We start from the raw sequence: 23,130 nt of genomic DNA, 5'->3' as shown, positions 1-23,130 counted from the left end.
GCGGAGCAGTGCCGCGCAGACGTGAGGCGTCAGGCGGCTTCGGCCCGGTCCGTTGCGGCGCCGGTCGGCGGGGAGAGCCAGATCAGCCGGGCGGTGATCCCCGGCCGGCGGGAGAAGTGGCGAACGGCCCGCTCGGGGGAGGGGAGGGTCAGGCGCGTCCGCCCGTCGACGCCGGTGACGTGCGTCGACCCGGCGGCGTCGGCGAACCCCCAGGCCGCGACCCACCCGTCGGCGTCCGCGAGCCCCTCGTCGCACACCTGGACGACGGCGAACAGCCGGGGCGCGGAGTCGAGTACGAGCCCGCACAGCTCCTGGTCGAAGGTCGGGACCGTCGGGGGCCGGGCCGGGATCGGGCGGAGGTTTGGCGAGGGCGCAGCAGCCATGGAAGTCTCCTACCTCAAGGCATGGGTTTGCCGGAGATCAGCACTCTTGGTAGCTGACCCATGTCATACGGTAGCGCTTCCATGGCATAATTTCCATGAAGTCCATTGAAGACTTGCCATGTCACTCCGGATGGTGAACGAGAGGAGCGAGATGTCGACGAGCGGCGCCCCAACCTTGCGGCAACAGCGACTTGGGTTTGAACTGCGCAAACTCCGCGAGAATGCCGGGCTCACCTCAACTGCCGCGGCTGCTCGGGTTGGTGTGAACCAGGCTCACATGAGTCGCATCGAAGTGGGCCGCTACCCGGTAAGCGCAGATCGCGTCCGTGCGTTCGCTCGCGCGTACACGTGCACGGACCAGAGCCTCATCGACGCTCTCGCCGGCATGACCGGAAGACGAGTCCGGGGGTGGTGGGAGGAGTATCGCGACATCCTGCGTCCGAGCGCACTCGACCTCGCCGAGTTGGAGTACCACTGCACCGCGATGAGGATTGCATCAGTGATCCACGTGCCCGGACTGCTCCAGACCGCCGATCATGCCCGTGCCCTCTTTCTCGACGTGTTCCCACCCCTGTCGCCGCCCGAAGTTGAGCACCGCGTCTCTCATCGCATCAAGCGACAAGCGGTGCTCTACGGCGATCATTCGGCCTCGCTGTCGACCGTCGTCCATGAGGCAGCCTTGCGCATGGGGGTTGGTGGTCCGGCTGTGGCTCGAAGGCAGATCAGGCAGCTCATCGAGATGAGCGCCCGGGAGGACATCTCAGTTCGCGTGATTCCCTTCGGTGCTGGGGCGTTCCCTGGTTCTGGCCAGCCGATCGTCTACTTCAGCGCTTCCGTGCCTCAACTTGACACTGTTCAGCTCGACACGGATCACGGGTCCGAGTTCCTCGACGCGTATGCCTACCTGGCGAAGTATCGGATGATCCTGGATCGGCTGGATTCCTGTGCGCTCAGCCCGGTCGAGTCGCGTGATCTCATGGCACGTATCGAAAAGGAAACTTGAGAGGCAAGGTCATGTCGGTCCTCAACTGGCAGAAGTCCAGCTACAGCGTGGAGGCCGCCAACTGCATCTACCTGGCAGCGGCACTCGACAGCACCATCAAGATCCGGGAGAGTGACGAACCTGGCGTTGTCATCACCATGTCGCCCGAGAGCCTCCGTGCCCTCCTTCGTGGCGTCAAGGCGGGGGAGTTCGACCACCTGGCGCGGTAGCCCGCCCCCTACCTGCGGCCGGGGAGGATCCGGCCCAGGTGGTAGTGCAGGACGGCGGTCGCCTCGGCCGCCGTCCGCTGCTTGAGCAGCACGCTGAGGCCCAGGCCGGCGGAGGTGGCCAGCAGGACGACGGCCTCCTGGCGCGCGTCCAGGTGTGGATCGGCTGCTCCGGCCTGCTGGGCTGCCGTCAGTTGGGCCGCCAGGAAGGCCTCCATCTCGTTCGGGGCCGCCAGGAACGGCTGTCCGCCGAGCGCCGGGTCGGTGACGGAGAGCACCGCGTACTCGGTGTAGATGAGGTGGAAGGCGCGGCTCTCCTCGTCGGTGGGGACGGCCTCCAGGAGCACCGCCTCGATGATGCCGCGCGGGTCGCCCGCGGCGCCGCTCTCGCGTACGCGCCGCTGGACCCGTTCGCCCATGCGGGCGGCGAGGCGGGTCATGGCGGCGAGCAGCAGCTGCTCCTTCGTGTCGAAGTAGTACTGCACGAGCCGAACCGACACGCCCGCCTCGACGGCCACCGAGCGCATGGTGACGGAGTGCAGGCCGCTGCTCGCCGCTGAGCGGAGCAGCGCGTCGATGACGTGGGCCCGCCGTTCCTCGTGATCCACCAGCTTCGGCATCGGGTTCCTTTCGGATATTTTTGTGGTACAACCATACCATCAAACAGGGAGGGATCATGACCAGGACCAGCGTCGGACACTTCGTCAGCGAGGCGGCCCGGGCGAAGTTCCTTGCGGCGTACGACCGGGCGATGGAGCTGTGGCCCGGTCCGCGCCAGGAGCTCGACGTCGAGACCGCGTACGGGAGCGTCCACGTCCACCGCTACGGCGCCACGACCGGCGAACCGATCGTGCTGCTGCACGGCCACGCCGGGCACCCGTCCAACTGGTACCCGCAGATCGCGGCACTGGGCGAGCACCACCCCGTCTACGCGATCGACACCCTGGACGACCCAAGTCGCAGCGTGCAGCGCGTCGTCGCGGCCGGCTCGCAGGAGAACGCGGCCTGGCTGGGCGAGGTGCTCGCCGGCCTCGGGCTGGAACGGGTCCACCTGGTCGGCGTCTCCTACGGCGGCTGGCTGGCGCTCAACCAGGCCGTCCACGCGCCCGAACGGCTGGCCTCGATCACGCCGCTCGACCCCGGCGGGATCGAGAAGGTGCCCGCGCGGTTCTACGCCCACATGATCGGCGGCCTGTTCGGGATGCTCGCCCCGCGCCCGCTGCGCCCGGCGGTCGGCCGGCTGCTCGCCAACCCGGCGCTGAGCGCGCCACGCGAGATGATCGCCCCGCTGATGCTCGCCATGCGGAGCTACAAGCCGTCCTCCCGTCCGCCGGCCCGGCCCTTCACGGACGAGGAGTTGGCGTCGATCGAGCTGCCGGTGTTCGTCCTGGTGGGCAGGCGCAGCGCGCTGCTGCGACCGCGCCAGGTGGTGGAGCGCGTCACCCGGCTGATCCCGGGCGTGCGGGCGGAGATCCTGGACCGCGCCGGGCACGGGCTCAACCTGGAACAGCCGGAAGCGGTCAACGAACGGCTGCTGGGCTTCATCGGCGCCGTCGGGCGGTAGCGACGGGTGGTAGCCCAGGAAGGCCCGAAGGGCCCCCGCGCGCGGTGGAGGGCCCTTCGAGGTTGCTTGCGGTGCGTCAGGAGAACAGGCGGGCGTCGTTGTTCGCCGCGGCGTTGAGCGATCCCGCGTACCCGTTGTCGAAGGGCACCCAGAGGCCGTCGCTGATCTTGCTGACCCACACCGTGTGGCCGGTGTTGTTCACGATCGAGGCGGCGTTGTTGTACATCGTCACCCCGTAGCCGGAGCCGTTCGCGTAGCGGGCGAACGTGTAGTTGTGCAGGTCGAGGTTCTGGTTCGGCGAGAAGTTGTCGAACGATCCCCAGCCGTTCCCCGGTGAGTTGTAGTACAGGCAGACGCTGCCGTTGGGGCAAGCCTCCACCCCGCCCGGACCTGCGGCGTAGGCGCTCCCGGTGGCCATGGCCACCGCGCCGGCCGTCAACGCCGCCACCGCCGCGATGCTGGCCGTGTGCCGTCCGATCTTGATGCGCATTCCGTACTCCCGTCCCAGTCGACAGTGCAGGAAGGCCGGGCGGGCCGAGTCCCGTGCGGACCACTGCCCCCCGAGGCCTCGAACAGGCTGGCACGGGTGCCCCGTTCGCGCTACGGTTGCGCGCGGTTCCGCTTGTGAACAGATCTGGAGGGCGCCGGCTCGGGCTCAGGCTGCTTCGGCCCGGCTCGCCGCGGCGGCCTCCGGCCGCGCGAGCCGGATCGGCCTGGCGGTGACATCCGGCCGCCTGGAGAAGTGACGCACGGCCCGCCCGGGAGACGCGAGGGTCATACGTGTCCGCCCGTCGACGCCGATGACGTGGGTCCGGCCGCCCGAGTCGGCGAGCCCCCAGGCCGCGACCCACCCGTCAGCGTCCTCGCCGTACACCTGGGAGTACCGCGAGATCCTCCCGGCCGGAGCACTCGACCTGGCCGAACTCGAACATCACACGCAGACGATGCGGATCGTTTCAGTGGTTCACATCCCTGGTCTTCTCCAGACCCCTGAGCATGCTCGCGCCCTATTTCGGGACGTAGTCCCGCCGTTGTCCCCGCCCGAAGTGGAACACCTGGTATCTCATCGCATCAAGCGACAGGCGGTGCTCTTCGGCGAGCATCCGATTCCGCTGTCGGCCGTCGTCCATGAGACTGCCTTGCGTATGGGCTTTGGCGGCCCGGAGGTTGCCCGTGATCAGCTCGAATACCTGATGACCATGAGTGAATACCCGCACATCGACCTGCGCGTCATCCCGTTCGGCACCGGTAGCTATCCCAGCTCCGGGGCCGGGATCGTGTACTTCGCCGCAGAGGTCGCGCGGTTGGACAGCGTCCAGGTCGATGGAGACCGATTCGAGTTCATTGACACTGAGCCGCAGCTGATCAAGTATCGAGCCGTATGGGATCGGCTGGAGGCGAGTGCGCTCAAACCCGACGCGTCCCGCGACCTGATCCGCCGTACCGCCCAGAGCATGTGAGACGGGAAGAATCATGGCCGTTCAGAGCTGGCAGAAGTCCTCGTTCAGCGGTGACACTGCTAACTGCATCGACGTCTCAGCAGTCGCCGACGTCACCGTCAGGATTCGTGAGAGCGATGACCCCGACACCGTCCTCACCACTTCGCCCGGCGCGCTCGGCGCGCTCTTGCTCGGCGTCAAGGCTGGGGAGTTCGACCACCTGACGACGTGACCTGTGCGGAGTGCACCTTTTGGCCCGTGCCCCAGGTGTCCTGGGGCACGGGCCGACGTCATTTCCCGGTTCGCGTGAGAAGTCGACCAGGTCGACTTCTCACGCGAACCATCGGGAGGATCCCGGCGCACTACCCGGCCGTGGCCCGGTCGGCGGCACTGATCGAGCTCGCGGGCGCGATCGGGGCGTACACGGGGTTCCTGGTGGCGTACGCGGGCTGCTCGACGCTGACCTGGGCGGTCTGGCTCCGGAGGCGGTGACGGCGGCGGTGACGGGGTGGGGCGCCGGGCGATGGGCTGTTGGTATGACGTTCGGGACGGTCCGGCGAGCGGGCGAGCCGCCGGGCGGTTAGCGTCGGCCGCAACACGTTCTCGGACCGGGAGGTTGTAGTGCAGCGGTGGATCATCCTGACGGTACTCACCTCGGCGCTCACCGGCCTCACCGGCGCCGCCGTACCACCCGCCCTGGCCGACGATCCGACCCCGACCTCCGAAACCCCCGTCACCAGCGTCACCCTCGGCGACGCCAGGATCGACGCCAGGCTCCCCGGCCGGATCCGGGTGGAGGTCGACTACCTCTGCACCGTCGCCGACGAGGCCCGCTCGCTCACCGTCACGGCGGAGCAGAAGGACCCGGAGGACACCTCGTCGATCGCCTTCGGCTCCAGCCGGACCGCGGAGACGGACGTGATCTGCGACGGGACGCCGCAGACACGGCTGATCGTCGTCCAGTCCAAGACCACCAACTGGCTCCCGGACGTCGACGCCGTCCTCACCGCCACCGTCTCCAACATCGGCGCCAGCCCGACGGCCGCCGCCGACGCCAAGCGGGTCAAGCTGGCCACCACCGCCTGATGCGGTCGCCCGTCCGGGCCGCCGCCCTGCTGCTGCTCGCAGCCGGTCCCCTGCTGACCGGCTGCATCAGCTCGTTCGTCGTACCGGGCCCGGAGGAGACCACCAGCCCCGTCGTGGCGCCATCCGCGCCGTCCTCTCCGGCCCCGTCGCCCACCCCCTTCGCGGGAACGGTGACGATCCGCGACTTCTCCTTCGAACCCGACAATTTCACCGTCGGCCCGGGCGCGGTGGTGACCGTGCCCAACACCGGCACCACCGCCCACACCCTCACCGCCCAGGACGGCACCTTCGACACCGGCCCCCTCGCCCCGGGCGCCGGCGCCACCCTGACCGCCCCGAGCCAACCGGGCGCCTACGCGTACCTCTGCACCTTCCACCACTTCATGCGCGGGATTCTGACCGTGGCGTGAGGGGCGACTGCCCTACGCTCGTCCCCTGCACACGGGGAGGGTACGAGGGATGGCGGACCACACGGCGAACACGGCGAACGGCCCGGTGCACGGGACGGTCGTGCAGGCCGGGAACATCGAGAACCTCTTCCTGGACGGGAGCCGACCCCCGGCAGCGTCCGTCCGGGCCGACACGTGGGTGGATCTCGTCGCGAAATCGCCCACCTGGCGGCACGTACGGGACGACCAGGACACCGAGCCCTACCAGCGCGTCGTACTGGAGGCCGTCGGAGAGCTGGCCCGGCTTCGCGACTCGGTCGACACGACGGACGACCCCTGGCAGGACCCGGGCATCGCGGAGCGCTTCGCCAAACGGGTCGGCTGGCTGCTCGGCGAGGAGCCGCTGAAGCTCTACCCGGCCGAGGCGGCACTGCTGGCCGTGCTCCCGTTCCTCTACCGGGTCCGGTCGTCGAACCTGGCGGCGGCGCGGGCCGCTGTCGGGCCGACCGACCTGGCGCCGTCATCTGAGCCCGACGCCGACCGATCGGCCTACGAGCAGTTCATCGAGTCCTACGACCTGCTCGTCGGCCGCACCCGGACCCGCCCCGCCTCCGCCGTCCCGCTCGGCTGGTGGCTCTTCCACCGCTGGCTCGACCAGCACGAGGATCTCGCCGACCCCGAGGGCGTCGGCGAGATCCTGGACCGACTCCCGATGCTCGCCGACCTCGGCGAGACCTTCGCGACCAAGCGTGTCTGCGCACTGCTGCACGGCCTGCGCCGGGGCCCCGACGTCGGCAACCGCGACTACCTCGCCGGGCTCAGCGCTGACGACCACCTGCGGGCCCCGGGCGAACAGCACGTCCGGGAGCCGAGGGTGGCGTTGCTTCTCGCGCTGGCGTACGGGACCGCCATCGAGATGACCGCCCTGCCCGAGATCGTGGCGGAGCACCTCGGCATCCCGGACGAGGTCGACCTCGCCGACCTGCGCCGGACACTCGAACTGGCAGTCTGGGGCGGCTCCTACGACCTTCCCGTCCTGCGCGCGGAGTGCCACCACGAGGCGGTGGTCGAGGGGCTCCGCGAGTACACGGCCCGCGCCGACGAACTCCTCCACGCCGTCCGCCGCGTCCTCACCGAACACCCGCTGCCCACCCGTCTCACCTCGGACGAGGCCGGCCCCGCCGCCGGCGCCTTCACCGGCTGGGCCCGCTTCCGGATGGACGAACGCCGGGTGCGCAGCCTGCTGATGGGCGTCGAGCTCTACCGCGACCGGGACCTGGCCGTCCGCGAGCTCTACCAGAACGCCCTCGACGCCTGCCGGTACGCCCGGGCCCGCGTGCAGTACCTGGACCGGTCACGGACCTTCCGCCTGGGCCCCCTTTCCTACGACGGCCGGATCGAGTTCCGCCAGGGAGTGGACGAGGACGGCCGCGCCTACCTGGAGTGCGAGGACAACGGCGTGGGAATGGGCGAAGAGGAGTTGCGGGGAGTCTTCTCCAACGCCGGCGCCCGCTTCGCCGAGCAGTTGGACTTCAAGCTCGAACGCGCCGAGTGGCGCAAGGTGGATCCGCCCGTCGAGCTGCATCCCAACAGCCGCTTCGGCATCGGCGTGCTGAGCTACTTCATGCTCGCCGACGAGATCCGGGTGACGACCTGCCGCCTGGACGCCTCCGGCCAGCTGGGCCCGCAGCTGGAGGTCTCCATCTACGGCCCGAGTCACCTCTTCCGCATCGCCAAGCAGTCCGAGCAGGGCAGCGCGCCCGGCACCACCGTACGGCTGTACCTGCGGGAGGACATCGAGCTGACGGAGTCGTGGTCGTGTCTCGACGTCTTGGAACGCCTTCTGGCCGTTGCGGAGTTCGCCACCTCGGCGGTGCACCGCGACCGGACGGCGATATGGGAGCCCGGAGTCCTGAAAGCACGGGAGGCGCCTCAAGAAGAGAGCTTCTGCTTCAGTGCCTGGGGCGGGATGACGCCCTGGGCCGAAGCCCCGGAGGGCGCGCAGGTGACGTGGTGCGAGCACGGCGGGGCCCTGCTGGTGGACGGTCTGGTGGTCGAACCGGAGGTGGTGCGTGGGGTCATCACGCCGCGCGGACTGCCCGGCGCCGTGGTGAACCTCACGGGAGGACTGTCGCCGGGCAAGCTGTCCGTCGACCGCCGTCGCATCATCAGCGACCTGTCGGACACGGTCGGGGGGCTGTTGGAGGCTGCGGTGGCCGAGTTCGTGAGCGGCGACTCGGCCGTGCTGAGCATGGAGTGGATTCACCGGGTGACGGGGGAGAACTACCAGTTCGCCGACCTGGTGGCAGTCGAGGTCATCCGGCAGGGACGACCGCTGGAATTCGGCGGGGTCGACTACGAAACTCGTCGTACCGGCTGCTTTCTCGCGGACGGTGACGTCCTTGCGTGGTTCGAGAACGCCGATGGACCGACCAGGGAGAGCGTTGCGGGGAGCCTTCCGGACAACGTGGCGCTCTGGCGGATACTGGCCCACGAGATGGAACCTTCATCACCTGAACTCGCCCAGATCTGCGCGGAGTTGATGGGGGAGAGGAGGGTGCGCCCGGCGATCCCCTCCGACATCGCCGTTCTGGCGCCGGTCGTCGAGCACGACCTGAGGTCGTGGTCCTTGGCGCATTACGGCGACGGCTGGCTCACGAAACTGTCCCGCGATCTCGGTGTCACGTCCGAGACCGCTCGTGCCAGGGCCGCCGAGTTCGGCATTCCCCGTGAAAGCGGTTCACACTTCCGGGAGGTGGACGGCCACTGGTTCGCACGCGTCAACGACCTGCTGGTCATCGCCGATCTGAGAGGAATTCCAGCGGCCGCTGCGGCGGGCGTCTGGGAGGGCGCGGGCCGACAGGTCACCCGCGAGGTGCTGGCTCTCGCCACCGCTGTCGACACCGATCCGATCTTCCTCTGGAAGCGCTCCGGGGGTGGAACGTTCTGGGGCGGGCCGGAGCCGGGAGACGAGGTCCCGCTGGGATTCCTGGTCAAGTCCGGTCGAGTGCACGGGATTCCGGTCGGACGGGTCGCCGAAGCCATGACGAGGTACGGTCTTGAGGTGGATGCGACGGGCCTGCCGCCGTTCCCCTCGGATGAGACCCTGATGCTGTTGAGCCGGAACCTCAACGGCACCGGCCCGTGGTTGACGCGGTCGGAAGGGATTCCGGTGGATCACCTGCTCTGGGCGGAACAGGACTTGGGGATCGCGCCGCGCCGGGCTGTGGAGGTGCTCGGGGCTGCCGGGTTCCGGGTGCCGCGCATGCCGAAGGACGCCTGTCCGGCGGATCTGGAGCTGTTCATGGACAGGGGGCGGCGGAGTGACGTGGCCGACCTGACCTTCAGGCGGCTGTTGGAGCTGCCCGGATCGAGGAACTGCTCACTGCGCGAAGTCCTCGACCGCTTCAGGGCCTATGGCGTGGAGGTCCCGATCGTTCTGCCGGACGAGTTCACCCGCCTGGACGAGGAGTTGTTCTCGCCCGACAGTGCGATGAGCTGGGGCAACCTGCTGCTGGGACACGTGGTGCCGTTCGCGCGCTTGATCATGGGGGCTCGGAAGCTGCAACGCCAGCCCGGAGATCTGGCCCGCCACCTGAGGGCCCGCGGGATCGTATCGTCCTGTGACGACCTGCCGGCCGGGGTCACGGTGGATGAGGCGGTTGAGCTCCTTGCCGGAGGTCAGCCCTGGTCGGTCGACATGCTGTGGATCAGCAATGTCGACCTGGCCGGGCTGCTGAAGCTGTCACTGAAGACGGGACATCCGATGGCTCGGATCGCCGACTGGTACCGCGAGTGGGGCATCGACGCCCCCGACCCTGCCGAGCTGATCCGCGACGCCCTCGCCCGCGTCCCCATGGCCGACCCCTCCTGAGCACCGAATCCACCCGTGAACAGGGCTGCTGCGATCCGCCTCCTTGTTCTACAGTTCTGTAGAACAAAACGAACGGTGATCGGGGACGAGCATGGACAGGTCGCTTCGGCTGCCGCAGCAGGATCGGGCGGACTTCGAGACGGAGCTGGGGCGAGCACTCTCCGCGCCGCAGGTGCGGGCGGCGCTGCGGGCCGGCGGGGACGAGGCTCGGGGTTCGGAGCGGTTGCGGCGGGCGGCGCGGGAGAACGCGGAGTTCGTGCTGGCCGCGGCGGCGCCGGAGTACGAGCGGTATGCGGCGTTGCGGGCGGACGCCGATGCGGTGGCGCGGCTGCCGGTGGCGGCGCCTCCCCGGGAGCGGGCGTCGGGGTGGTGGGGGGTGCTGGGGGTGGTCGTGCCGATCATCGCGGTGACGGCGGCGGTGATCTTCTTGCTGCTGGGCCTCGTGCTGGGGCTGGTGGAGGACCTGGAGGTGCTGGCGCATGCGCTGGTGGAGGCCGGGTGGGTGTCGGCCGGGGTGGCCGCGGTGAGTCTGCTGGTGGGCGGGCTGGGGCTGCTGGGGGCGGCCCGGGCGAGGGGTGCGGAGGCCGGGGAGGCGGCGGACGGGCCGGGGGAGCTGGTGCTGGCGCGGGATGCCTGGCGGTCGGCGCTGGCGGAGCGCGGGCTGGTGCCGTACCTGGTGGCGCAGGCGAACGCGGAGACCGGTCGGCGGCGCTGATCAGGCCCGGTCGAGTCTCGTCGAGCGGGCGGCGTCGGCCAGGAGCTGGGCGGCGTCCGGGGGGATGGCGAGGCGGCGGGCGATCCAGGGGGCGGGGCGGCCGGCCCGGGCGAGCATCCAGGCGGAGTACAGGTGGCCGAGCTGGGGTGCGTTCTCGGCGAGCAGCAGGGGGCGGACGGCCTCCATCGGGAAGCCTTCGAGGGCGCGGGCGCTGTACTCGCGGCCGTTGGGGCCGGGCGGGGGCAGTGGGAGCGGGCGGCGGAGGTCGATCCAGCGGCTGAGGAGCACCGCGCCGACGACCAGCAGACCGGTGCCGGAGGCGCCGATCAGGATGCCGCCGATGACGGGGCGGTCCTCCTCCTCGGCCATGCCGAGGGCGATCTCCTCCAGGACGAGCAGGCCGAGCACGGTGAGCAGTACCGCGGCCTCGGCGGGGCGCGGGTGGGTCCGGGACGTCGTCATGCGGAACCTCTTCCTCGGCGGGGCGGCCGGGGGTTTCGGGCGGGCGCGGCGATTCACCTTCCGTACAACGGCGGTGGGCGGCCCGGGGCACGCGTCACGGCTCGGGCGGTGAAATCGCGGATCATCATTGACGGACCGTCAAATATGCGATGCGGGCGGCAGGTTGGCCGCGGCAGGTGGGCCGTCCTGCGGAGGTCGGGGCCGCGCCTCCTTCCGGTCGGGAGCGCCTGGGTGGCGTGTTCGTCGACGGGGCGAGGGGCCCGACTGCGGGCGGGCTTCGGGTCAGCATAGCCCGGGCATGTCACCTTCGACAGGCTTGTCGAAGGTGCGGAACCCGGGCTGCCGGTGGGCATGTCGAGGGGTGGTGGCCCGGCTGCTTTGAGTGCGGAGCTCCGCTTTCGCGGTCGGGGCCACGGGGGTGGGGAGGCTGGGGCCGGTGGGGCTCGCAGGCCGCTGGGATACCTCCAACTCGGCGGCCAGGAAGAGTACGTGCCCCTTCTGACCCCCTGTACAACTGAGCGCCCACCCGCGCGCCCGGTGCGGTGGCCGGGGCGCGCAGGTGGGCGCTGAGGGTGGGACGGCTGGGCGGTCGGGCGCGGGGCGGCGCGTCGTCAGCGGGCCAGCAGGGGGAGCGGGGCTCCGGTGCGGGCGGGCAGTTCGAGGCGGGTGAGCAGGGCGGAGGGCGAGACCTCGATCACCCGGCAGCCGGCCCGGTGGCGGCAGTGGCGGGCGACGGAGCCGTGCCGCAGGCGGTCCAGGCGGCGGCGGGTGGCGGCGCCGAGGACGAGCAGGTCCTCCGGGCCGGTGACGGCGCCGACCAGGGCGGGGCCGGGTTCGGCGTTGACCACCAGCGGGTGGATGACCAGGCCGGACGGGTAGCCGCCGTAGGCCTGTTCGAAGGCGATGTCGAGGCGCCGGCGGGCGGCGTGCTCCAGTTCGGAGGGCGGGCGCCGGCCGTCCCGCTCGATCGCGGTCCAGGCGGCGACGGGCACCAGCATCGCTTCGTGCCGGGCGGCTTCGCCGACGGCGTGGTAGAGGGCGGCCAGACTGCTCAGTGACCCGCTCAGGCCGACGATCACTCGGGTGGTCCCGGTCATGGCCGTTCGCCTCCGTCTCTCCGGCGGCTCTCTCCATCGGGCTCCGCCGGTTCGGCACTCCTTGCTTCGGATGATTCAAGTGAACCCCGGAACGGACGCCTCCGTACCGCCGCTGACACCACCATGACGCAGGTCGCACACATCTTGACGGCCTTCTGACAGGGCCGTCGGCGGCGGTGCGGCGGGATTTCCCGGCCGGTGTCTCCCGGCCGGTGTCTCAGCCCAGCCCCGGGACGAACTGGATCAGCAGGTCGATCGCCTTGATGCCGAGGAACGGCAGCACCAGCCCGCCCAGTCCGTACACCCGCAGGTTGCGCCGGAGCAGGTCGGTCGCGGAGGCCGGCTGGTAGCGCACGCCGCGCAGGGCGAGCGGGATCAGGGCGACGATGATCAGCGCGTTGAAGATGATCGCGGAGGCGATCGCCGAGGTGGGGCTGTGCAGTTCCATGATGTTGAGGTGGTGCAGCCCGGGGTAGGCGTTCGCGAACATCGCGGGGATGATCGCGAAGAACTTGGCCACGTCGTTGGTGATCGAGAAGGTGGTCAACGCGCCTCGGGTGATGAGGAGTTGTTTGCCCACCCGGATGATCTCGATCAGCTTCGCCGGGTTGGAGTCGAGGTCGACCATGTTGCCGGCCTCCTTGGCGGCCGGGGTGCCGGAGTTCATCGCGACACCGACGTCGGCCTGGGCGAGCGCGGGGGCGTCGTTGGTGCCGTCGCCGGTCATCGCGACCATGTTCCCGGCGGCCTGCTCGCGCCGCAGGTGGGCGAGCTTGTCCTCCGGGGTGGCCTCGGCGAGGAAGTCGTCCACCCCGGCCTCGTCGGCGATGGCCCGCGCGGTCAGCGGGTTGTCCCCGGTGACCATGACCGTACGGATGCCCATCCGCCGCAGCTCGGCGAAGCGTTCGGCGATGCCCTCCTTCACCACGTCCTTGAGCTCGACGACGCCCAACGCCCGTGCGCCGTGCCGGTCGTGGACGGCGACCAGCAGCGGGGTGCCGCCGGACCCGGCGATCCGGTCCACCAGCGGCTTGGCCTCCATCGGCAGCCGTCCGCCGGAGTTCACCACCCAGCGGGCGACGGCGCTCGCGGCGCCCTTGCGGATCAGGCAGGTGGTGCCGTCCGGCCAGGTGAGGTCCACGCCGCTCATCCGGCTGTGCGCGGTGAACGGCACGGGCCGCTGTTCGCCGAGTTCGCCGGGGGAGCGCGGCGGCACCCAGTACTGACGGTCGGTCAGTTCGACCAGTGACCGCCCCTCCGGCGTCCCGTCCGCGACTGAGGCCAACTGGGCGGCCTCGGCGAGCTGTTCGGTGGTCGCGCCGGGCAGCGGGTGCAGGGCGACGGCCCGGCGGTTGCCGTGGGTGATGGTGCCGGTCTTGTCGAGCAGCAGCACGTCCACGTCCCCGGCGGCCTCCACCGCCCGGCCGGAGAGCGCGACGACGTTGCGCTGCACCAGCCGGTCCATGCCGGCGATGCCGATGGCGGAGAGCAGGGCGCCGATGGTGGTCGGGATGAGGGCGACCATCAACGCGACCAGCACGACGGTGGTTTGCGGCGCGTGGGCGTAGATGGCCATCGGCTGGAGCGACACGACGGACAGCAGGAAGACGATGGTCAGCGAGGCCAGCAGGATGTTGAGCGCGACCTCGTTCGGCGTCTTCTGCCGGTCGGCGCCCTCGACCAGGGCGATCATCCGGTCCAGGAAGCTCTGCCCGGGCCGCGAGGTGACCCGGACGACCAGGTGGTCGGAGAGGACCTTCGTCCCGCCGGTGACGCCGGTGCGGTCGCCGCCGGACTCCCGGACCACCGGCGCGGACTCCCCGGTGATCGCGGACTCGTCGACGGCGGCGACGCCTTCGACCACCTCGCCGTCCCGCGGGATCACCTCGCCGGCCGGCACGAGGACGATGTCGTGCAGCAGCAACTGCTCGGCGGGAACGACCTCGTGGCGCAGGTCGCGGGTGCCGACCCGCCAGTGCGGCAGCCGTCGCGCCGTGGTGGTGGACCGGGCGCGGCGCAGCGATTCGGCCTGTGCCTTGCCGCGGCTCTCCGCGACGGCCTCGGCCAGGTTGGCGAACAGCACGGTCAGCCAGAGCCAGAAGGAGATCACCCAGGCGAAGACGCTCGGGTGGAGGACGGCGCTGACGGTGGTGAGCGCGGAGCCGCACTCGACCACCAGCATCACCGGGTTGCGCGTCATGGTGCGCGGGTGGAGCTTGCGGACGGCGGCGGGCAGTGCCTCGGCCAGCTGGCGGCGGGTGATCAGCCGGCGGCGGGCGCCCGGCGAGGTGGGCCGGTGGCCGGGCGGCGGTCCGGGCGCACGGTCCGGGCGCTGGAACAGGTTCTGCTGGTCGGTGGTGTCCGGGGTGGTGAGGGCCGAACGGCGCATCGTCTCGGGGACCTTCCGGGCCGCCCGGTCGGATGGGGCGGCGGTTCGGTGGGGCTGCGGGGACGGCGGACAGCCCACCACCGGAGCACCGGGGGACAAGCCGGCCTTGACGAGGCCTTGGCGGCGCGGCGGCCGTCCTTGACAGACTCCTGACACCGCGGACGGGCCGCCGCAGGGCCACTGTCAGGAGGGCGTCAAGGACCGGGCCCGGGACGTACGTCCTGCGTCAAGGACGGGTGCGGTCGGTGTGCGGAGGGTCTCCACTGGAGGTGTCCGGCCGTACGGGCCGCCGCTGGAAGGGACCTGCCATGACCACTGTCACCGCCGTCATCGACGTCGACGAGCCGCTGGAGCGGACGGTCCGCCCGGTGCCCGTCGCCTGGCGCCGGGACCGCCCCGAGCCGCCGGAACCGGCCCCGGCGGCCGACCGGGAACGCACCCGTCCGGCGCACTGCCGGTTCGCGATGCACTACGAGGACTGACGCCCGGACCGACACCCGCCGGAGCACCCCGCCGCCCACGCGCCCGCCCACAGGAGTAGCCGCCATGACCCAGCTCGTCGCCCGGCCCGTCACCGCCTCCGTCACCGCCTCCGTCACCACCTCCGCCTCCGTCACCACCTCCGTCGATGCGCTCGGCGGCCCCTGGCCGGCCTCGGCGCGGCCCGGCCGGGGAGGCGAGGTGCTGGTCGGCGGCGTGGGACTGGCGGAGGCCGCCGAGCGGTTCGGCACCCCGCTGTACGTGCTGGACGAGGCCGAGGTCCGGGGCCGGGCCCGGGCCTACCGGCGGGCGCTGCCGCACGCCGAGGTGCTGTACGCGGCCAAGGCCTTCCTGTGCAGCGCGATGGCCGACTGGGTGGAGCAGGAGGGGCTGGGACTCGACGTCTGCTCGTCGGGTGAGCTCTGGCTGGCCGTCTCGGCCGGCTTCCCGGCGCAGCGGATCCTGCTGCACGGCAACGCCAAGTCCCCGGAGGAGCTGCGGCTGGCGCGGCGGCTGCGGGTCGGGCGGATCGTGATCGACGGCCCGGCGGAGATCGCCCGGCTGGCCGCGCTGGTGGCGGCCGACACGCCGCAGAAGGTGCTGGTCCGGGTGGTTCCCGGGATCGCCGCCGGGCACCACGCGGCGGTGCGCACCGGGGTCGGCGGGCAGAAGTTCGGTTTCCCGATCGAGGGCGGTGACGCGGCGGACGCCGTCGCCCGGGTGCTCGACCAGCCGGGCCTCGAACTGGCGGGCCTGCACTGCCACCTGGGCTCGCAGATCACCTCGGTCGAGCCGTACCTGCTCGCGGTGGACGCGCTGGTGCGGCTGCTCGCCGAGGTGCGGGAGCGGCACGGCGTGGAGCTGCCGGAGCTGGACCTCGGCGGCGGCCACGGCATCCGCTACCTGGCGGGGGACGAGGCGCTGGACCTCGCCGAGTTCGCGGTGCGGGTGACCGACCGGCTGGCGGTGCGCTGCGCGGAGGCCGGGCTGGAGGTGCCCCGGCTGATCGTCGAACCCGGTCGCGCCGTGGCCGGTCCGGCCGCGGTGGCCGTGTACCGGGTGCTGTCCGTCAAGCACTCGGCCGACGGCCGCTGCTTCGTCGCGGTGGACGGCGGCATGAGCGACAACCCGCGCCCGGCGCTGTACGGATCGCCGTACGCGGTGCGGCTGGTCGGCCGCCGTTCGGAGGCGGCGGAGGCGAGGGTGGACGTGGTGGGCCGTCACTGCGAGGCCGGGGACGTGCTGGTGCGGGACGCGGCACTGCCCGCCGACCTGCGCCCGGGCGACCTGCTGGCGATGCCGGCGGCCGGTGCGTACCAGCTGTCGATGGCGTCCGGCTACAACCTGGTCGGCCGCCCGGCCGTGGTGGCGGTGAAGGACGGCCGGGCGCGGCTGCTGATCCGGCGGGAGACGGTCGAGGACTTCCGCCTGCGCGAGGTCGGGCGCTGAGGGCGGTCGGTGGTGGCGCGGGACGTCGGCCCGGCCGACTTCCCGCGCGGAAAAACCAGGTGGGAGGCCCTGACCGCCGTTGATAGGGTCCCGCCCCGTGACGAACTGGCGCGAGATCCATGAGAACGACTGTGCACTCCCCCCGGGGCGCGGGCTGGACGACCTGACCGCGGAGCTGGCGGAGGCTCTGGGGAGCCCGGACCCCGAGATCAGGGACGGTTACCCGTACGCGGTGCTGGACGCCTGGATACGGAGCGGGGTGATCGACGGCGAGCGGTGTCTGGCGCTCGGTGACCTGATGGCGGAGCGCTTCACCGATCCGCGGATCGAGGCGCGGACCTTCGCCCCGCTCGTCCTGAGGATGATCGTGAACCGGGGCGGTGCCAGGCCCGGGTGGCTCGACGCGTTCGCCGCCTGGTACCGCGCGGAGGCCGACCTGCGGGGCCGTGACGACACGCTCGGCTGGCTGCACGCGGTGGCGCACGGCGCGGACCTGCTGGGGGCCTTCGGCCTGCGGCCCGAGGTCGATCCCGGACCGCTGCTCGTGCTCGCCGCCGAGCGCCTGCTCGCCCCGACGGGGTACCTGTTCGCGGAGCGGGAGGACGACCGGCTCGCCAAGGCCGTGGCCCTCGTCCTCACCCGCCCCGACCTGACGCCGGAGCGGTCGACCGCCTGGCTGGCACCGATCGCCGAGGCCCTCGCCCCGTACGAGTACGGGCCGATGCCGGTCTGGGCCTCCAACACCGTCCGCACCCTGCGGGCCCTGTATCTGCTGGCGGACCTCGGGGTCTGCGCGGAGCGCGGCGGCCGCCCCGTCCGGCTCGCCCACGGCGAGGTGGTGAAGGCCGGGGTGGCCGAGGTGCTGCGCCTGCCGCTCCGATAGGCCGGGGACGGGATCCCCACCCGGTCCAAGGGCGCCGAACGTTCCCCAATGTGACTGAACAGGACCGCTTCTGTCGGTTTGTCATCCCTGACGCATGAGGTAATTGATGCGAACTCGACCATTTGTGGCGGGCCGCTGTTAGGCTGCGCGACTGAATACGAACTCTCCACGATGTAAAAGGACTTGGAAGAGAGGGTGAAGGATCGCTCCTTCGCCGCCGCCGCCGACACCCGAGGAGCCACGTGAGACCCGAAGACGTCCCCCTGTTGTTCCAGGAGTTGGCCCGCGAGTTCGCGGACGTGACCGACATGTCGGTGGCGGCGACCGGTTCCCTCGCCCGCGGCGACCACCGCACCGGGCCGAGCGGAGACGTCGTCTCCAACCTCGACCTGGTCCACGTCGTGGCCGAGGACGCGGACGTGCCGGAAGTCCGCGACGTGGTGGGGCGGAGGATGCGGCGGATCTCCGACACCTTCCGGATCGAGACGACGTCCGTCATCGCCAGGCTCCCGGCGTTCCGGCTGGCCGGCCACGCCCACTACCGGATCAGCATGAGGCCCGAGTGGTTCTGCGACGGCCTCGCACTCGGCCCGGAGGGTTTCGACCTGCCGGGCCGCGACGACGGCGACCCGCACGGGGCACTGGCCTGGATGATGCAGCCCGTCCCCTACTACCTGGCGAAGGCGACGGCCCTGGACCCGACGACCAACCTCGCCAAGGCCCGCAGGGCCGCGACGCGGCTGGCCGACCGGTTCGATCTCAAGGAGGTACGCGACGGCCTCGACGACCTCCCGCACGCCCTGCGCGCCCTGATCGCCGAGCGCCGCATCACCCCGCTCGAATCCACCGCGCGCTACCTCGCCACCCCCACCCACCCCGCCGTCGCGCAGCTCGTCCGCGACGCGGTCTTCGTCGAGAGCATGGGCCTGTCGTCCGCCGACTCGATGGTCGTCCTGCTGCCGTCCGCCCCGAACTGACCACCACCGGAGAGCACCCCATGTCCACCCGGCAGCACGTGGAGATCCTGCCCCCGCACCCCTTGCGGGCCGGCTACGACAGGTCCTTGGAGCGCGGGTCGATAGCCGACGACTTCCAACGGCGCCTGGAGCCCGCCAACTTCAACCCGGGCTACCTCGGCGCCCTGACCGAGCGGGTCGAACTGGCCCTGGGCCGGGACCCGGCGGACGAGACCATGCGCTGGCGCCTGGCGTTCCTGCTGCTCCAGAACAACGCCACCGCGGCCGCCGTCGAACGGGCCGAGGACCTGCTTGCCGGAGCCGTCCTCCCGCAGAGCCGGCGCCTCGCCCACCTGGTGGCGGGGATCCGGAGCCGGGCCGGCCTGCCGCGCACCGGACGTGGCGTCCGGCGAGTCAACTGGTCGATCAACAACCGCTGTCCGATGTCCTGCCAGGGCTGCTACAACCCGTTCGCCGCGGAGCAGATCGACCTGGCCCAGGCGGACCGGATCATCGCGAAGCTGGCCGCGCACGGGACCACCGACCTGGTACTGGCGGGCGGCGACCCGCTGCTGTGGCCGCCGATCTTCGACGTGGTCGACCACGCGATCGCCGCCGGCCTCAAGGTCGGCCTCGACACCACCGGCTACACGCTCACCGCCGAGAAGCTCGACCGCCTCCGCGGCCTGTCCTCGCTGCGGCTGCCGCTGGACGCCGTCACCGCGGACGTGCAGCGGGCGTTCCGCCGCAGCCCGGACGCCGACCTCCTCCGGGCGCTGCTGGAATCCCTCGCCCTGTGCGACGCCGAGGGCTTCGACCGGGTGCGGGTGCACACCGTGGCGAGTGCCGAGAACCTCCACCAACTGCCGGAGCTCGCCGCCGAGATCATGTCCCACCCTTCGGTCGCCCAGTGGGTGATCTTCCAGTGGTGGGGCCGGCGGGCGTCGCCGGCCACGGTCCGCAGGCTCGGGGTGGCGGTCGAGGACGTCCGCGCGGTCGTGGACGGGATCCGGCGCGACCACCCCGGCCGGGAGATCCACCTCGCGGAGAGCAGCGAGCGGGAGCTGCTGAACTGGATGATCCAGTCGAGCGGGCAGGTCGTCACCTTCGGGTCGGGCGCGGAGGAGGAGTTCATCCTGGGCAACCTCCTGACCGACGAGGTCGAGGAGATCCTGACCCACCCGATCCTGGACTTCGAGGCCATGTCCCGCGGGATCCCGGTCACCCCGGGAACCGCGTTCGGCCCCTCGGGCGCCGTGCGGGGCTGACGGACCCGGCCGATGCCGCCTCCGGCACCCCGTTCCGGCGTCCGCTCCGACGCCTCGGCGACGTCCTCTCCGATAACAGAACGGTTGCGGAGCCCGCCCTTCCCCTCTTCAGGTCTTGACGGCACGGGGAGGGCGGGCGTTTGCTGTGTCCGCTCGTTCGAACCTGTTTGGTTCTGGTCTGTTTTGTGTGTTTGAACGTTCAAAACAACCCGAGCGACCCCCGCCGCACCTGTCACACCCCTCCAAATCCCCTACGCACCACAGCCTTCCGGCGCCACCCCACCGAGAGGAATGCAATGTCACACCTTTCTCGTCGCGACCTTCTCCGCGCCTCCGGAGCCGGCCTGCTGGCCGTCGCCGCCGGCGGCACCCTCGCGGCCTGCGGCGGCGGCTCCGGCTCGGGAGGCGCCGCCGGCGGGGACGCCGACACCGGCACGATCACCGTCTGGTCCTGGGCCACCGCGGCCGAGGCCCTGCGCGGCATCGTCCCGGCCTTCGAGAAGGACAACCCGGGGATCAAGGTCGACGTCCAGGACATCGGCGAGCCCGCCATCTGGGACAAGATCACCGTCGGTCTGGCGGCCGGCGGCCAGGGCCTCGGCGACGTCCTCCACATCGGCTGTGACTACCTGCCCGGCTACCAGGAGAAGTTCCCCGGCGGCCTGGCCGACCTCTCCGCGCTCGGCGCCGACGCCCACAAGGACAAGTTCGCCAAGGGCCTGTGGCCGGTCGTCACCGGCAAGGACGGCCACGCCTACGCGCTGCCCTGGGAGGTCAACGCGCTGGGCTTCTTCTACCGCAAGGACTACTTCGACAAGGCGGGCATCGACCCCGAGACTTTCGCCACCTGGGACGACCTGCTCGCCGTCGCCGACCGCTTCAAGGCCGCCAACCCCGGCATCGCGCTGATCGGCGTCAACCGGGCCGCCAACCCCACCCCCGACCTGGACTTCCTCCAGGGTCTGATGCAGCTCCAGGGCGCCTTCTACTTCGACCTCCAGGGCAAGATCACCGTCGCCTCGGAGCCGGCCGTGCGCGCCCTGACCATCATCAAGCGGCTGGACGAGGCCGGGCTGATCGGTGACACCCCCGGCGTCCAGAGCTGGCCGCCGGTGATGAAGAGCGGCAAGCTCGCGGTGGCCGCGATGCCCACCTGGGTCGCGCACTACCTGGAGAAGAAGTTCCCCGACCAGAGCGGCAACTGGCGCCTCACCAAGCCCCCGGCGGTCACCCCCGGCGGCAAGCGCACCGCGCTGGTCAACTCCACCCACCTGGCCGTCGCCGCCTCCAGCCCGCGCCGCCGCGCCGCCTGGAAGTTCGTCGAGTACGCGCTCACCCGCACGGCCTCGGTCAACACGATGTTCAACGCGGGCGGCGTCTTCCCGGCCCTCACCGAGGCCTACGCCGACCCGATGTACGCCGCGCCCAGCGCCTTCTACGGCGGCCAGGCGGTGCTCAAGACCTTCACCGACCTCGCCACCGACGGCGGCGACCCCACCAACTACTCCGGCGACTACGCCCGCGCCCTCAAGCTCGTCAGCGACGCCCAGACCAAGGTCCTCCTCAAGGGCGCCGACCCGGCCGCCGTCCTCCAGGACGCCGCCAAGCAGCTCGCCCAGCAGACGGGGCGCGGTATCGCATGAGCGCCGCCAGCCCGACCTCCGCCGCCCTCGCCGGGAAGGCCGCGCGGAGCCGCCGGCGGCGCACCGCCCTGCCGTACCTGCTGCTCGCCCCGGCCCTGCTCACCTTCGGCGTGTTCAAGGCCTACCCGATCATCGAGTCGCTGTGGCTCTCCTTCACCACCGGCGCCGGCACCGCCACCCGCAACGCCGGCATCGCCAACTACCGTCGGCTGCTGGACGATCCGCTGTTCTGGACGGCCCTGCGCAACACCGGCGAGATTCTCGTCGTCCAGGTCCCGCTGATGCTCGGGCTGGCCCTGCTGATGGCCGTCGGCATCAACTCCGCGGTGGTGCGCTGGCGCACGGTGTGGCGGCTCGGCGTCTTCATGCCCTCGGTCACCGGCCTGGTCGCCACCGGCGTGATGTTCGCCTACCTGCTCAAGTCCGACGACGGCGCCGTCAACTGGGTGCTGAACGCCGTCGGCCTGCCCTCCGTCGACTGGCTGGGCCAGCCGGTCTGGGCCCGGATGGCCGTCGTGGTGGTGCTCACCTGGCACTACACCGGCTACAACGCCGTCATCTACCTCGCCGGACTCCAGTCCATCCCGAAGGAGTTGTACGAGGCCGCGATGGTCGACGGCGCCGGCCCGATCCGCCGCTTCACCTCGATCACCGTCCCCGCGCTGCGTCCGGTGCTGCTGTTCACGGTCGTGCTCTCGACCATCGGCACGCTCCAGCTCTTCGACGAGCCGTACGTGCTGACCGGCGGCGGGCCGGACAACGCCACCCTGACCGTCTCCATGTACCTGTACCAGAACGGCTTCCGGTACTTCGACTTCGGCTACGCCTCCGCCATCGCCTACGCGCTCACCCTGATCGTGTCGGTGCTCGGCGCCCTCCAGATGCGCCTGATGGGAGAGCGCGACAAGTGACCTCCAAGACCACCACCCCCCAGACCACGACGCCCGGCAGTACGACGCCCGAGGGCGCGACACCCCGGAGCGCCACGCCCGGGAGCACAGCCCCCAGGAGGGCGAACCCCCTCAAGAAGCTGCGCGGCTGGCCGCTCACCTTCTTCCTGGCCGGCATCACCGGGCTGTCGATCGCCCCCTTCTACTGGCTGGTGGTCTCCGCCACCCGCAAGGACACCGAGGTCTTCGACTGGCCGCCCAAGCTGCTGCCCGGCGGGAGCCTCGGCGAGAACCTGAGCCACCTGCAGCAGAAGATCGGCCTGCTCCGGGTGATCGGGAACTCCGTGCTGGTGGCGGGGGTCCAGACGCTGGGCGCCCTCGTCGTGGCGCTGCTCGCGGGCTACGCCTTCGCCAAGTTCCGCTTCCGCGGCCGCACCCTGCTGTTCGCACTGCTGCTGTCCACCCTCGTGGTGCCCGAACAGGTCACGCTGGTACCGCTGTTCAAGATGATGACGAACTTCGGCCTGCTGGACACCTACCAGGCGCTGATCCTGCCCGGCCTGTGCGTGCCGTTCGCCATCTTCCTGATGCGGCAGTCGCTGAGCAGCCTGCCGGACGAACTCCTGGACGCCGCCCGGGTCGACGGCGCGGGCGAGATCCGGGTGCTGTTCAGCGTGGTGGTGCCGGTCATGAGGCCGGTGCTGGCGGCGCTGTCGATCTTCCTCTTCCTGGGGTCCTGGAACCAGTTCGTCTGGCCGCTGATCGCCCTGCGCAGCCCCGAGATGCACACCCTGCCGGTCGCCCTGGCGACGCTGCACGGCAACAAGTCCAACACCGACTACGGCGCGATCCTCTCCGGCACCGCGCTGTCCACCCTGCCGATGATGGTCCTCTTCCTGGTCCTCCAGCGGCAGTTCATCTCCGGCCTGCTGGCCGGCGCCACGAAGGGCTGAC

The 23,130-nt window shown here is 71.1% G+C and carries 23 protein-coding genes; 17 read left to right on the top strand and 6 right to left on the bottom strand.

The window, feature by feature from the left end:
- Positions 1 to 29: 29 nt before the first annotated feature.
- A complete protein-coding gene (locus tag ACZ6EM_RS00295) occupies positions 30 to 383 on the bottom strand; it encodes a hypothetical protein (RefSeq protein WP_465771248.1) in 354 nt (117 codons plus the stop codon).
- Between the two features lie 151 nt (positions 384 to 534).
- Between ACZ6EM_RS00295 and ACZ6EM_RS00290 the strand changes: the two genes are divergently transcribed.
- Both ACZ6EM_RS00290 and ACZ6EM_RS00285 read left to right on the top strand, forming a co-directional pair.
- Positions 535 to 1,386, top strand: coding sequence for a helix-turn-helix domain-containing protein (locus ACZ6EM_RS00290; protein WP_452180895.1), 852 nt, complete (start codon positions 535 to 537; stop codon positions 1,384 to 1,386).
- The gene (locus tag ACZ6EM_RS00285; protein ID WP_452180896.1) at positions 1,383 to 1,595 is read left to right on the top strand and encodes a DUF397 domain-containing protein; all 213 of its coding nucleotides are present in this window, start codon (positions 1,383 to 1,385) and stop codon (positions 1,593 to 1,595) included. The genes ACZ6EM_RS00290 and ACZ6EM_RS00285 overlap by 4 nt, the downstream gene beginning before the upstream one ends.
- An 8-nt stretch (positions 1,596 to 1,603) precedes the next feature.
- Here ACZ6EM_RS00285 and ACZ6EM_RS00280 read toward each other — a convergent pair whose 3' ends face one another.
- Complete coding sequence (locus tag ACZ6EM_RS00280; protein ID WP_465771247.1) at positions 1,604 to 2,212, bottom strand: TetR/AcrR family transcriptional regulator; 609 nt, start codon at positions 2,210 to 2,212, stop codon at positions 1,604 to 1,606.
- Positions 2,213 to 2,268: 56 nt separating this feature from the next.
- Between ACZ6EM_RS00280 and ACZ6EM_RS00275 the strand changes: the two genes are divergently transcribed.
- On the top strand, positions 2,269 to 3,156 hold the full coding sequence (locus ACZ6EM_RS00275) for an alpha/beta fold hydrolase (RefSeq protein WP_401048452.1): 888 nt from the start codon (positions 2,269 to 2,271) through the stop codon (positions 3,154 to 3,156).
- Between the two features lie 76 nt (positions 3,157 to 3,232).
- On the opposite strand, the gene ACZ6EM_RS00270 is transcribed toward ACZ6EM_RS00275, so the two are convergent.
- A complete protein-coding gene (locus tag ACZ6EM_RS00270; RefSeq protein WP_465771246.1) occupies positions 3,233 to 3,646 on the bottom strand; it encodes a peptidase inhibitor family I36 protein in 414 nt (137 codons plus the stop codon).
- A gap of 310 nt (positions 3,647 to 3,956) precedes the next feature.
- On the opposite strand from ACZ6EM_RS00270, the gene ACZ6EM_RS00265 reads away from it, so the two are divergent.
- The 6 genes from ACZ6EM_RS00265 to ACZ6EM_RS00240 all read left to right on the top strand — a co-directional run bounded on the left by ACZ6EM_RS00265 (position 3,957) and on the right by ACZ6EM_RS00240 (position 10,659).
- Complete coding sequence (locus ACZ6EM_RS00265) at positions 3,957 to 4,616, top strand: DUF5753 domain-containing protein (RefSeq protein ID WP_465771245.1); 660 nt, start codon at positions 3,957 to 3,959, stop codon at positions 4,614 to 4,616.
- Between the two features lie 13 nt (positions 4,617 to 4,629).
- Positions 4,630 to 4,827, top strand: coding sequence for a DUF397 domain-containing protein (locus ACZ6EM_RS00260; RefSeq protein ID WP_401048456.1), 198 nt, complete (start codon positions 4,630 to 4,632; stop codon positions 4,825 to 4,827).
- A 389-nt stretch (positions 4,828 to 5,216) separates the two neighbouring features.
- The gene (locus ACZ6EM_RS00255) at positions 5,217 to 5,681 is read left to right on the top strand and encodes a hypothetical protein (RefSeq protein ID WP_452179663.1); all 465 of its coding nucleotides are present in this window, start codon (positions 5,217 to 5,219) and stop codon (positions 5,679 to 5,681) included.
- A complete protein-coding gene (locus ACZ6EM_RS00250) occupies positions 5,681 to 6,091 on the top strand; it encodes a cupredoxin domain-containing protein (protein ID WP_465771244.1) in 411 nt (136 codons plus the stop codon). The genes ACZ6EM_RS00255 and ACZ6EM_RS00250 overlap by 1 nt, the downstream gene beginning before the upstream one ends.
- Positions 6,092 to 6,140: 49 nt before the next feature.
- Complete coding sequence (locus ACZ6EM_RS00245) at positions 6,141 to 9,944, top strand: HD domain-containing protein (protein ID WP_465771243.1); 3,804 nt, start codon at positions 6,141 to 6,143, stop codon at positions 9,942 to 9,944.
- A 91-nt stretch (positions 9,945 to 10,035) separates the two neighbouring features.
- Entirely contained in the window at positions 10,036 to 10,659 is a 624-nt protein-coding gene (locus ACZ6EM_RS00240) for a hypothetical protein (RefSeq protein ID WP_452179662.1), read from the top strand.
- Here the strand turns inward: ACZ6EM_RS00240 and ACZ6EM_RS00235 are convergent, their stop codons facing one another.
- From ACZ6EM_RS00235 to kdpB, 3 genes are all read right to left on the bottom strand, one after another.
- Positions 10,660 to 11,121 carry a hypothetical protein gene (locus ACZ6EM_RS00235; RefSeq protein ID WP_452179661.1) on the bottom strand — a complete coding sequence of 154 codons (462 nt, stop codon included), beginning with the start codon at positions 11,119 to 11,121 and terminating at the stop codon, positions 10,660 to 10,662.
- A 611-nt stretch (positions 11,122 to 11,732) separates the two neighbouring features.
- A complete protein-coding gene (locus ACZ6EM_RS00230; RefSeq protein ID WP_359898838.1) occupies positions 11,733 to 12,218 on the bottom strand; it encodes a universal stress protein in 486 nt (161 codons plus the stop codon).
- A gap of 217 nt (positions 12,219 to 12,435) precedes the next feature.
- Entirely contained in the window at positions 12,436 to 14,607 is a 2,172-nt protein-coding gene (kdpB, locus tag ACZ6EM_RS00225; RefSeq protein WP_465771242.1) for a potassium-transporting ATPase subunit KdpB, read from the bottom strand.
- Between the two features lie 308 nt (positions 14,608 to 14,915).
- On the opposite strand from kdpB, the gene ACZ6EM_RS00220 reads away from it, so the two are divergent.
- The 8 genes from ACZ6EM_RS00220 to ACZ6EM_RS00185 all read left to right on the top strand — a co-directional run bounded on the left by ACZ6EM_RS00220 (position 14,916) and on the right by ACZ6EM_RS00185 (position 23,129).
- Entirely contained in the window at positions 14,916 to 15,089 is a 174-nt protein-coding gene (locus ACZ6EM_RS00220; protein WP_380549512.1) for a hypothetical protein, read from the top strand.
- 64 nt (positions 15,090 to 15,153) lie between these two features.
- On the top strand, positions 15,154 to 16,536 hold the full coding sequence (gene lysA / locus ACZ6EM_RS00215) for a diaminopimelate decarboxylase (RefSeq protein WP_465771241.1): 1,383 nt from the start codon (positions 15,154 to 15,156) through the stop codon (positions 16,534 to 16,536).
- Positions 16,537 to 16,633: 97 nt separating this feature from the next.
- Positions 16,634 to 17,419, top strand: coding sequence for a DUF2785 domain-containing protein (locus ACZ6EM_RS00210; protein ID WP_452179657.1), 786 nt, complete (start codon positions 16,634 to 16,636; stop codon positions 17,417 to 17,419).
- A 242-nt stretch (positions 17,420 to 17,661) separates the two neighbouring features.
- Positions 17,662 to 18,396 carry a hypothetical protein gene (locus ACZ6EM_RS00205; protein WP_452179656.1) on the top strand — a complete coding sequence of 245 codons (735 nt, stop codon included), beginning with the start codon at positions 17,662 to 17,664 and terminating at the stop codon, positions 18,394 to 18,396.
- 20 nt (positions 18,397 to 18,416) lie between these two features.
- Positions 18,417 to 19,643: a radical SAM protein gene (locus tag ACZ6EM_RS00200; protein ID WP_401047121.1), complete on the top strand. Its 1,227-nt coding sequence runs from the start codon at positions 18,417 to 18,419 to the stop codon at positions 19,641 to 19,643.
- A 296-nt stretch (positions 19,644 to 19,939) separates the two neighbouring features.
- Positions 19,940 to 21,286: an extracellular solute-binding protein gene (locus ACZ6EM_RS00195; RefSeq protein ID WP_401047118.1), complete on the top strand. Its 1,347-nt coding sequence runs from the start codon at positions 19,940 to 19,942 to the stop codon at positions 21,284 to 21,286.
- Complete coding sequence (locus ACZ6EM_RS00190) at positions 21,283 to 22,197, top strand: carbohydrate ABC transporter permease (protein WP_401047115.1); 915 nt, start codon at positions 21,283 to 21,285, stop codon at positions 22,195 to 22,197. Before ACZ6EM_RS00195 ends, ACZ6EM_RS00190 begins: the two co-directional genes overlap by 4 nt.
- The gene (locus tag ACZ6EM_RS00185) at positions 22,194 to 23,129 is read left to right on the top strand and encodes a carbohydrate ABC transporter permease (RefSeq protein ID WP_465771240.1); all 936 of its coding nucleotides are present in this window, start codon (positions 22,194 to 22,196) and stop codon (positions 23,127 to 23,129) included. Before ACZ6EM_RS00190 ends, ACZ6EM_RS00185 begins: the two co-directional genes overlap by 4 nt.
- Position 23,130: the final 1 nt, after the last annotated feature.

The organism is Kitasatospora sp. NPDC041917, assembly GCF_055589745.1.
The sequence above is the reverse complement of the archived record's forward strand: the minus strand, read 5'-3'. Positions and strand labels throughout refer to the sequence as shown.

Excerpts from the sequence above, each read along its gene's own strand:
- ACZ6EM_RS00295 (WP_465771248.1), bottom strand. The coding sequence starts at position 383 with ATGGCTGCTGCGCCCTCGCCAAACCTCCGCCCGATCCCGGCCCGGCCC.
- ACZ6EM_RS00290 (WP_452180895.1), top strand. The coding sequence starts at position 535 with ATGTCGACGAGCGGCGCCCCAACCTTGCGGCAACAGCGACTTGGGTTT.
- ACZ6EM_RS00280 (WP_465771247.1), bottom strand. The coding sequence starts at position 2,212 with ATGCCGAAGCTGGTGGATCACGAGGAACGGCGGGCCCACGTCATCGAC.
- ACZ6EM_RS00275 (WP_401048452.1), top strand. The coding sequence starts at position 2,269 with ATGACCAGGACCAGCGTCGGACACTTCGTCAGCGAGGCGGCCCGGGCG.
- ACZ6EM_RS00270 (WP_465771246.1), bottom strand. The coding sequence starts at position 3,646 with ATGCGCATCAAGATCGGACGGCACACGGCCAGCATCGCGGCGGTGGCG.
- ACZ6EM_RS00265 (WP_465771245.1), top strand. The coding sequence starts at position 3,957 with ATGACGTGGGTCCGGCCGCCCGAGTCGGCGAGCCCCCAGGCCGCGACC.
- ACZ6EM_RS00260 (WP_401048456.1), top strand. The coding sequence starts at position 4,630 with ATGGCCGTTCAGAGCTGGCAGAAGTCCTCGTTCAGCGGTGACACTGCT.
- ACZ6EM_RS00250 (WP_465771244.1), top strand. The coding sequence starts at position 5,681 with ATGCGGTCGCCCGTCCGGGCCGCCGCCCTGCTGCTGCTCGCAGCCGGT.
- ACZ6EM_RS00245 (WP_465771243.1), top strand. The coding sequence starts at position 6,141 with ATGGCGGACCACACGGCGAACACGGCGAACGGCCCGGTGCACGGGACG.
- ACZ6EM_RS00240 (WP_452179662.1), top strand. The coding sequence starts at position 10,036 with ATGGACAGGTCGCTTCGGCTGCCGCAGCAGGATCGGGCGGACTTCGAG.
- ACZ6EM_RS00235 (WP_452179661.1), bottom strand. The coding sequence starts at position 11,121 with ATGACGACGTCCCGGACCCACCCGCGCCCCGCCGAGGCCGCGGTACTG.
- ACZ6EM_RS00230 (WP_359898838.1), bottom strand. The coding sequence starts at position 12,218 with ATGACCGGGACCACCCGAGTGATCGTCGGCCTGAGCGGGTCACTGAGC.
- kdpB (WP_465771242.1), bottom strand. The coding sequence starts at position 14,607 with ATGCGCCGTTCGGCCCTCACCACCCCGGACACCACCGACCAGCAGAAC.
- ACZ6EM_RS00220 (WP_380549512.1), top strand. The coding sequence starts at position 14,916 with ATGACCACTGTCACCGCCGTCATCGACGTCGACGAGCCGCTGGAGCGG.
- lysA (WP_465771241.1), top strand. The coding sequence starts at position 15,154 with ATGACCCAGCTCGTCGCCCGGCCCGTCACCGCCTCCGTCACCGCCTCC.
- ACZ6EM_RS00200 (WP_401047121.1), top strand. The coding sequence starts at position 18,417 with ATGTCCACCCGGCAGCACGTGGAGATCCTGCCCCCGCACCCCTTGCGG.
- ACZ6EM_RS00195 (WP_401047118.1), top strand. The coding sequence starts at position 19,940 with ATGTCACACCTTTCTCGTCGCGACCTTCTCCGCGCCTCCGGAGCCGGC.
- ACZ6EM_RS00190 (WP_401047115.1), top strand. The coding sequence starts at position 21,283 with ATGAGCGCCGCCAGCCCGACCTCCGCCGCCCTCGCCGGGAAGGCCGCG.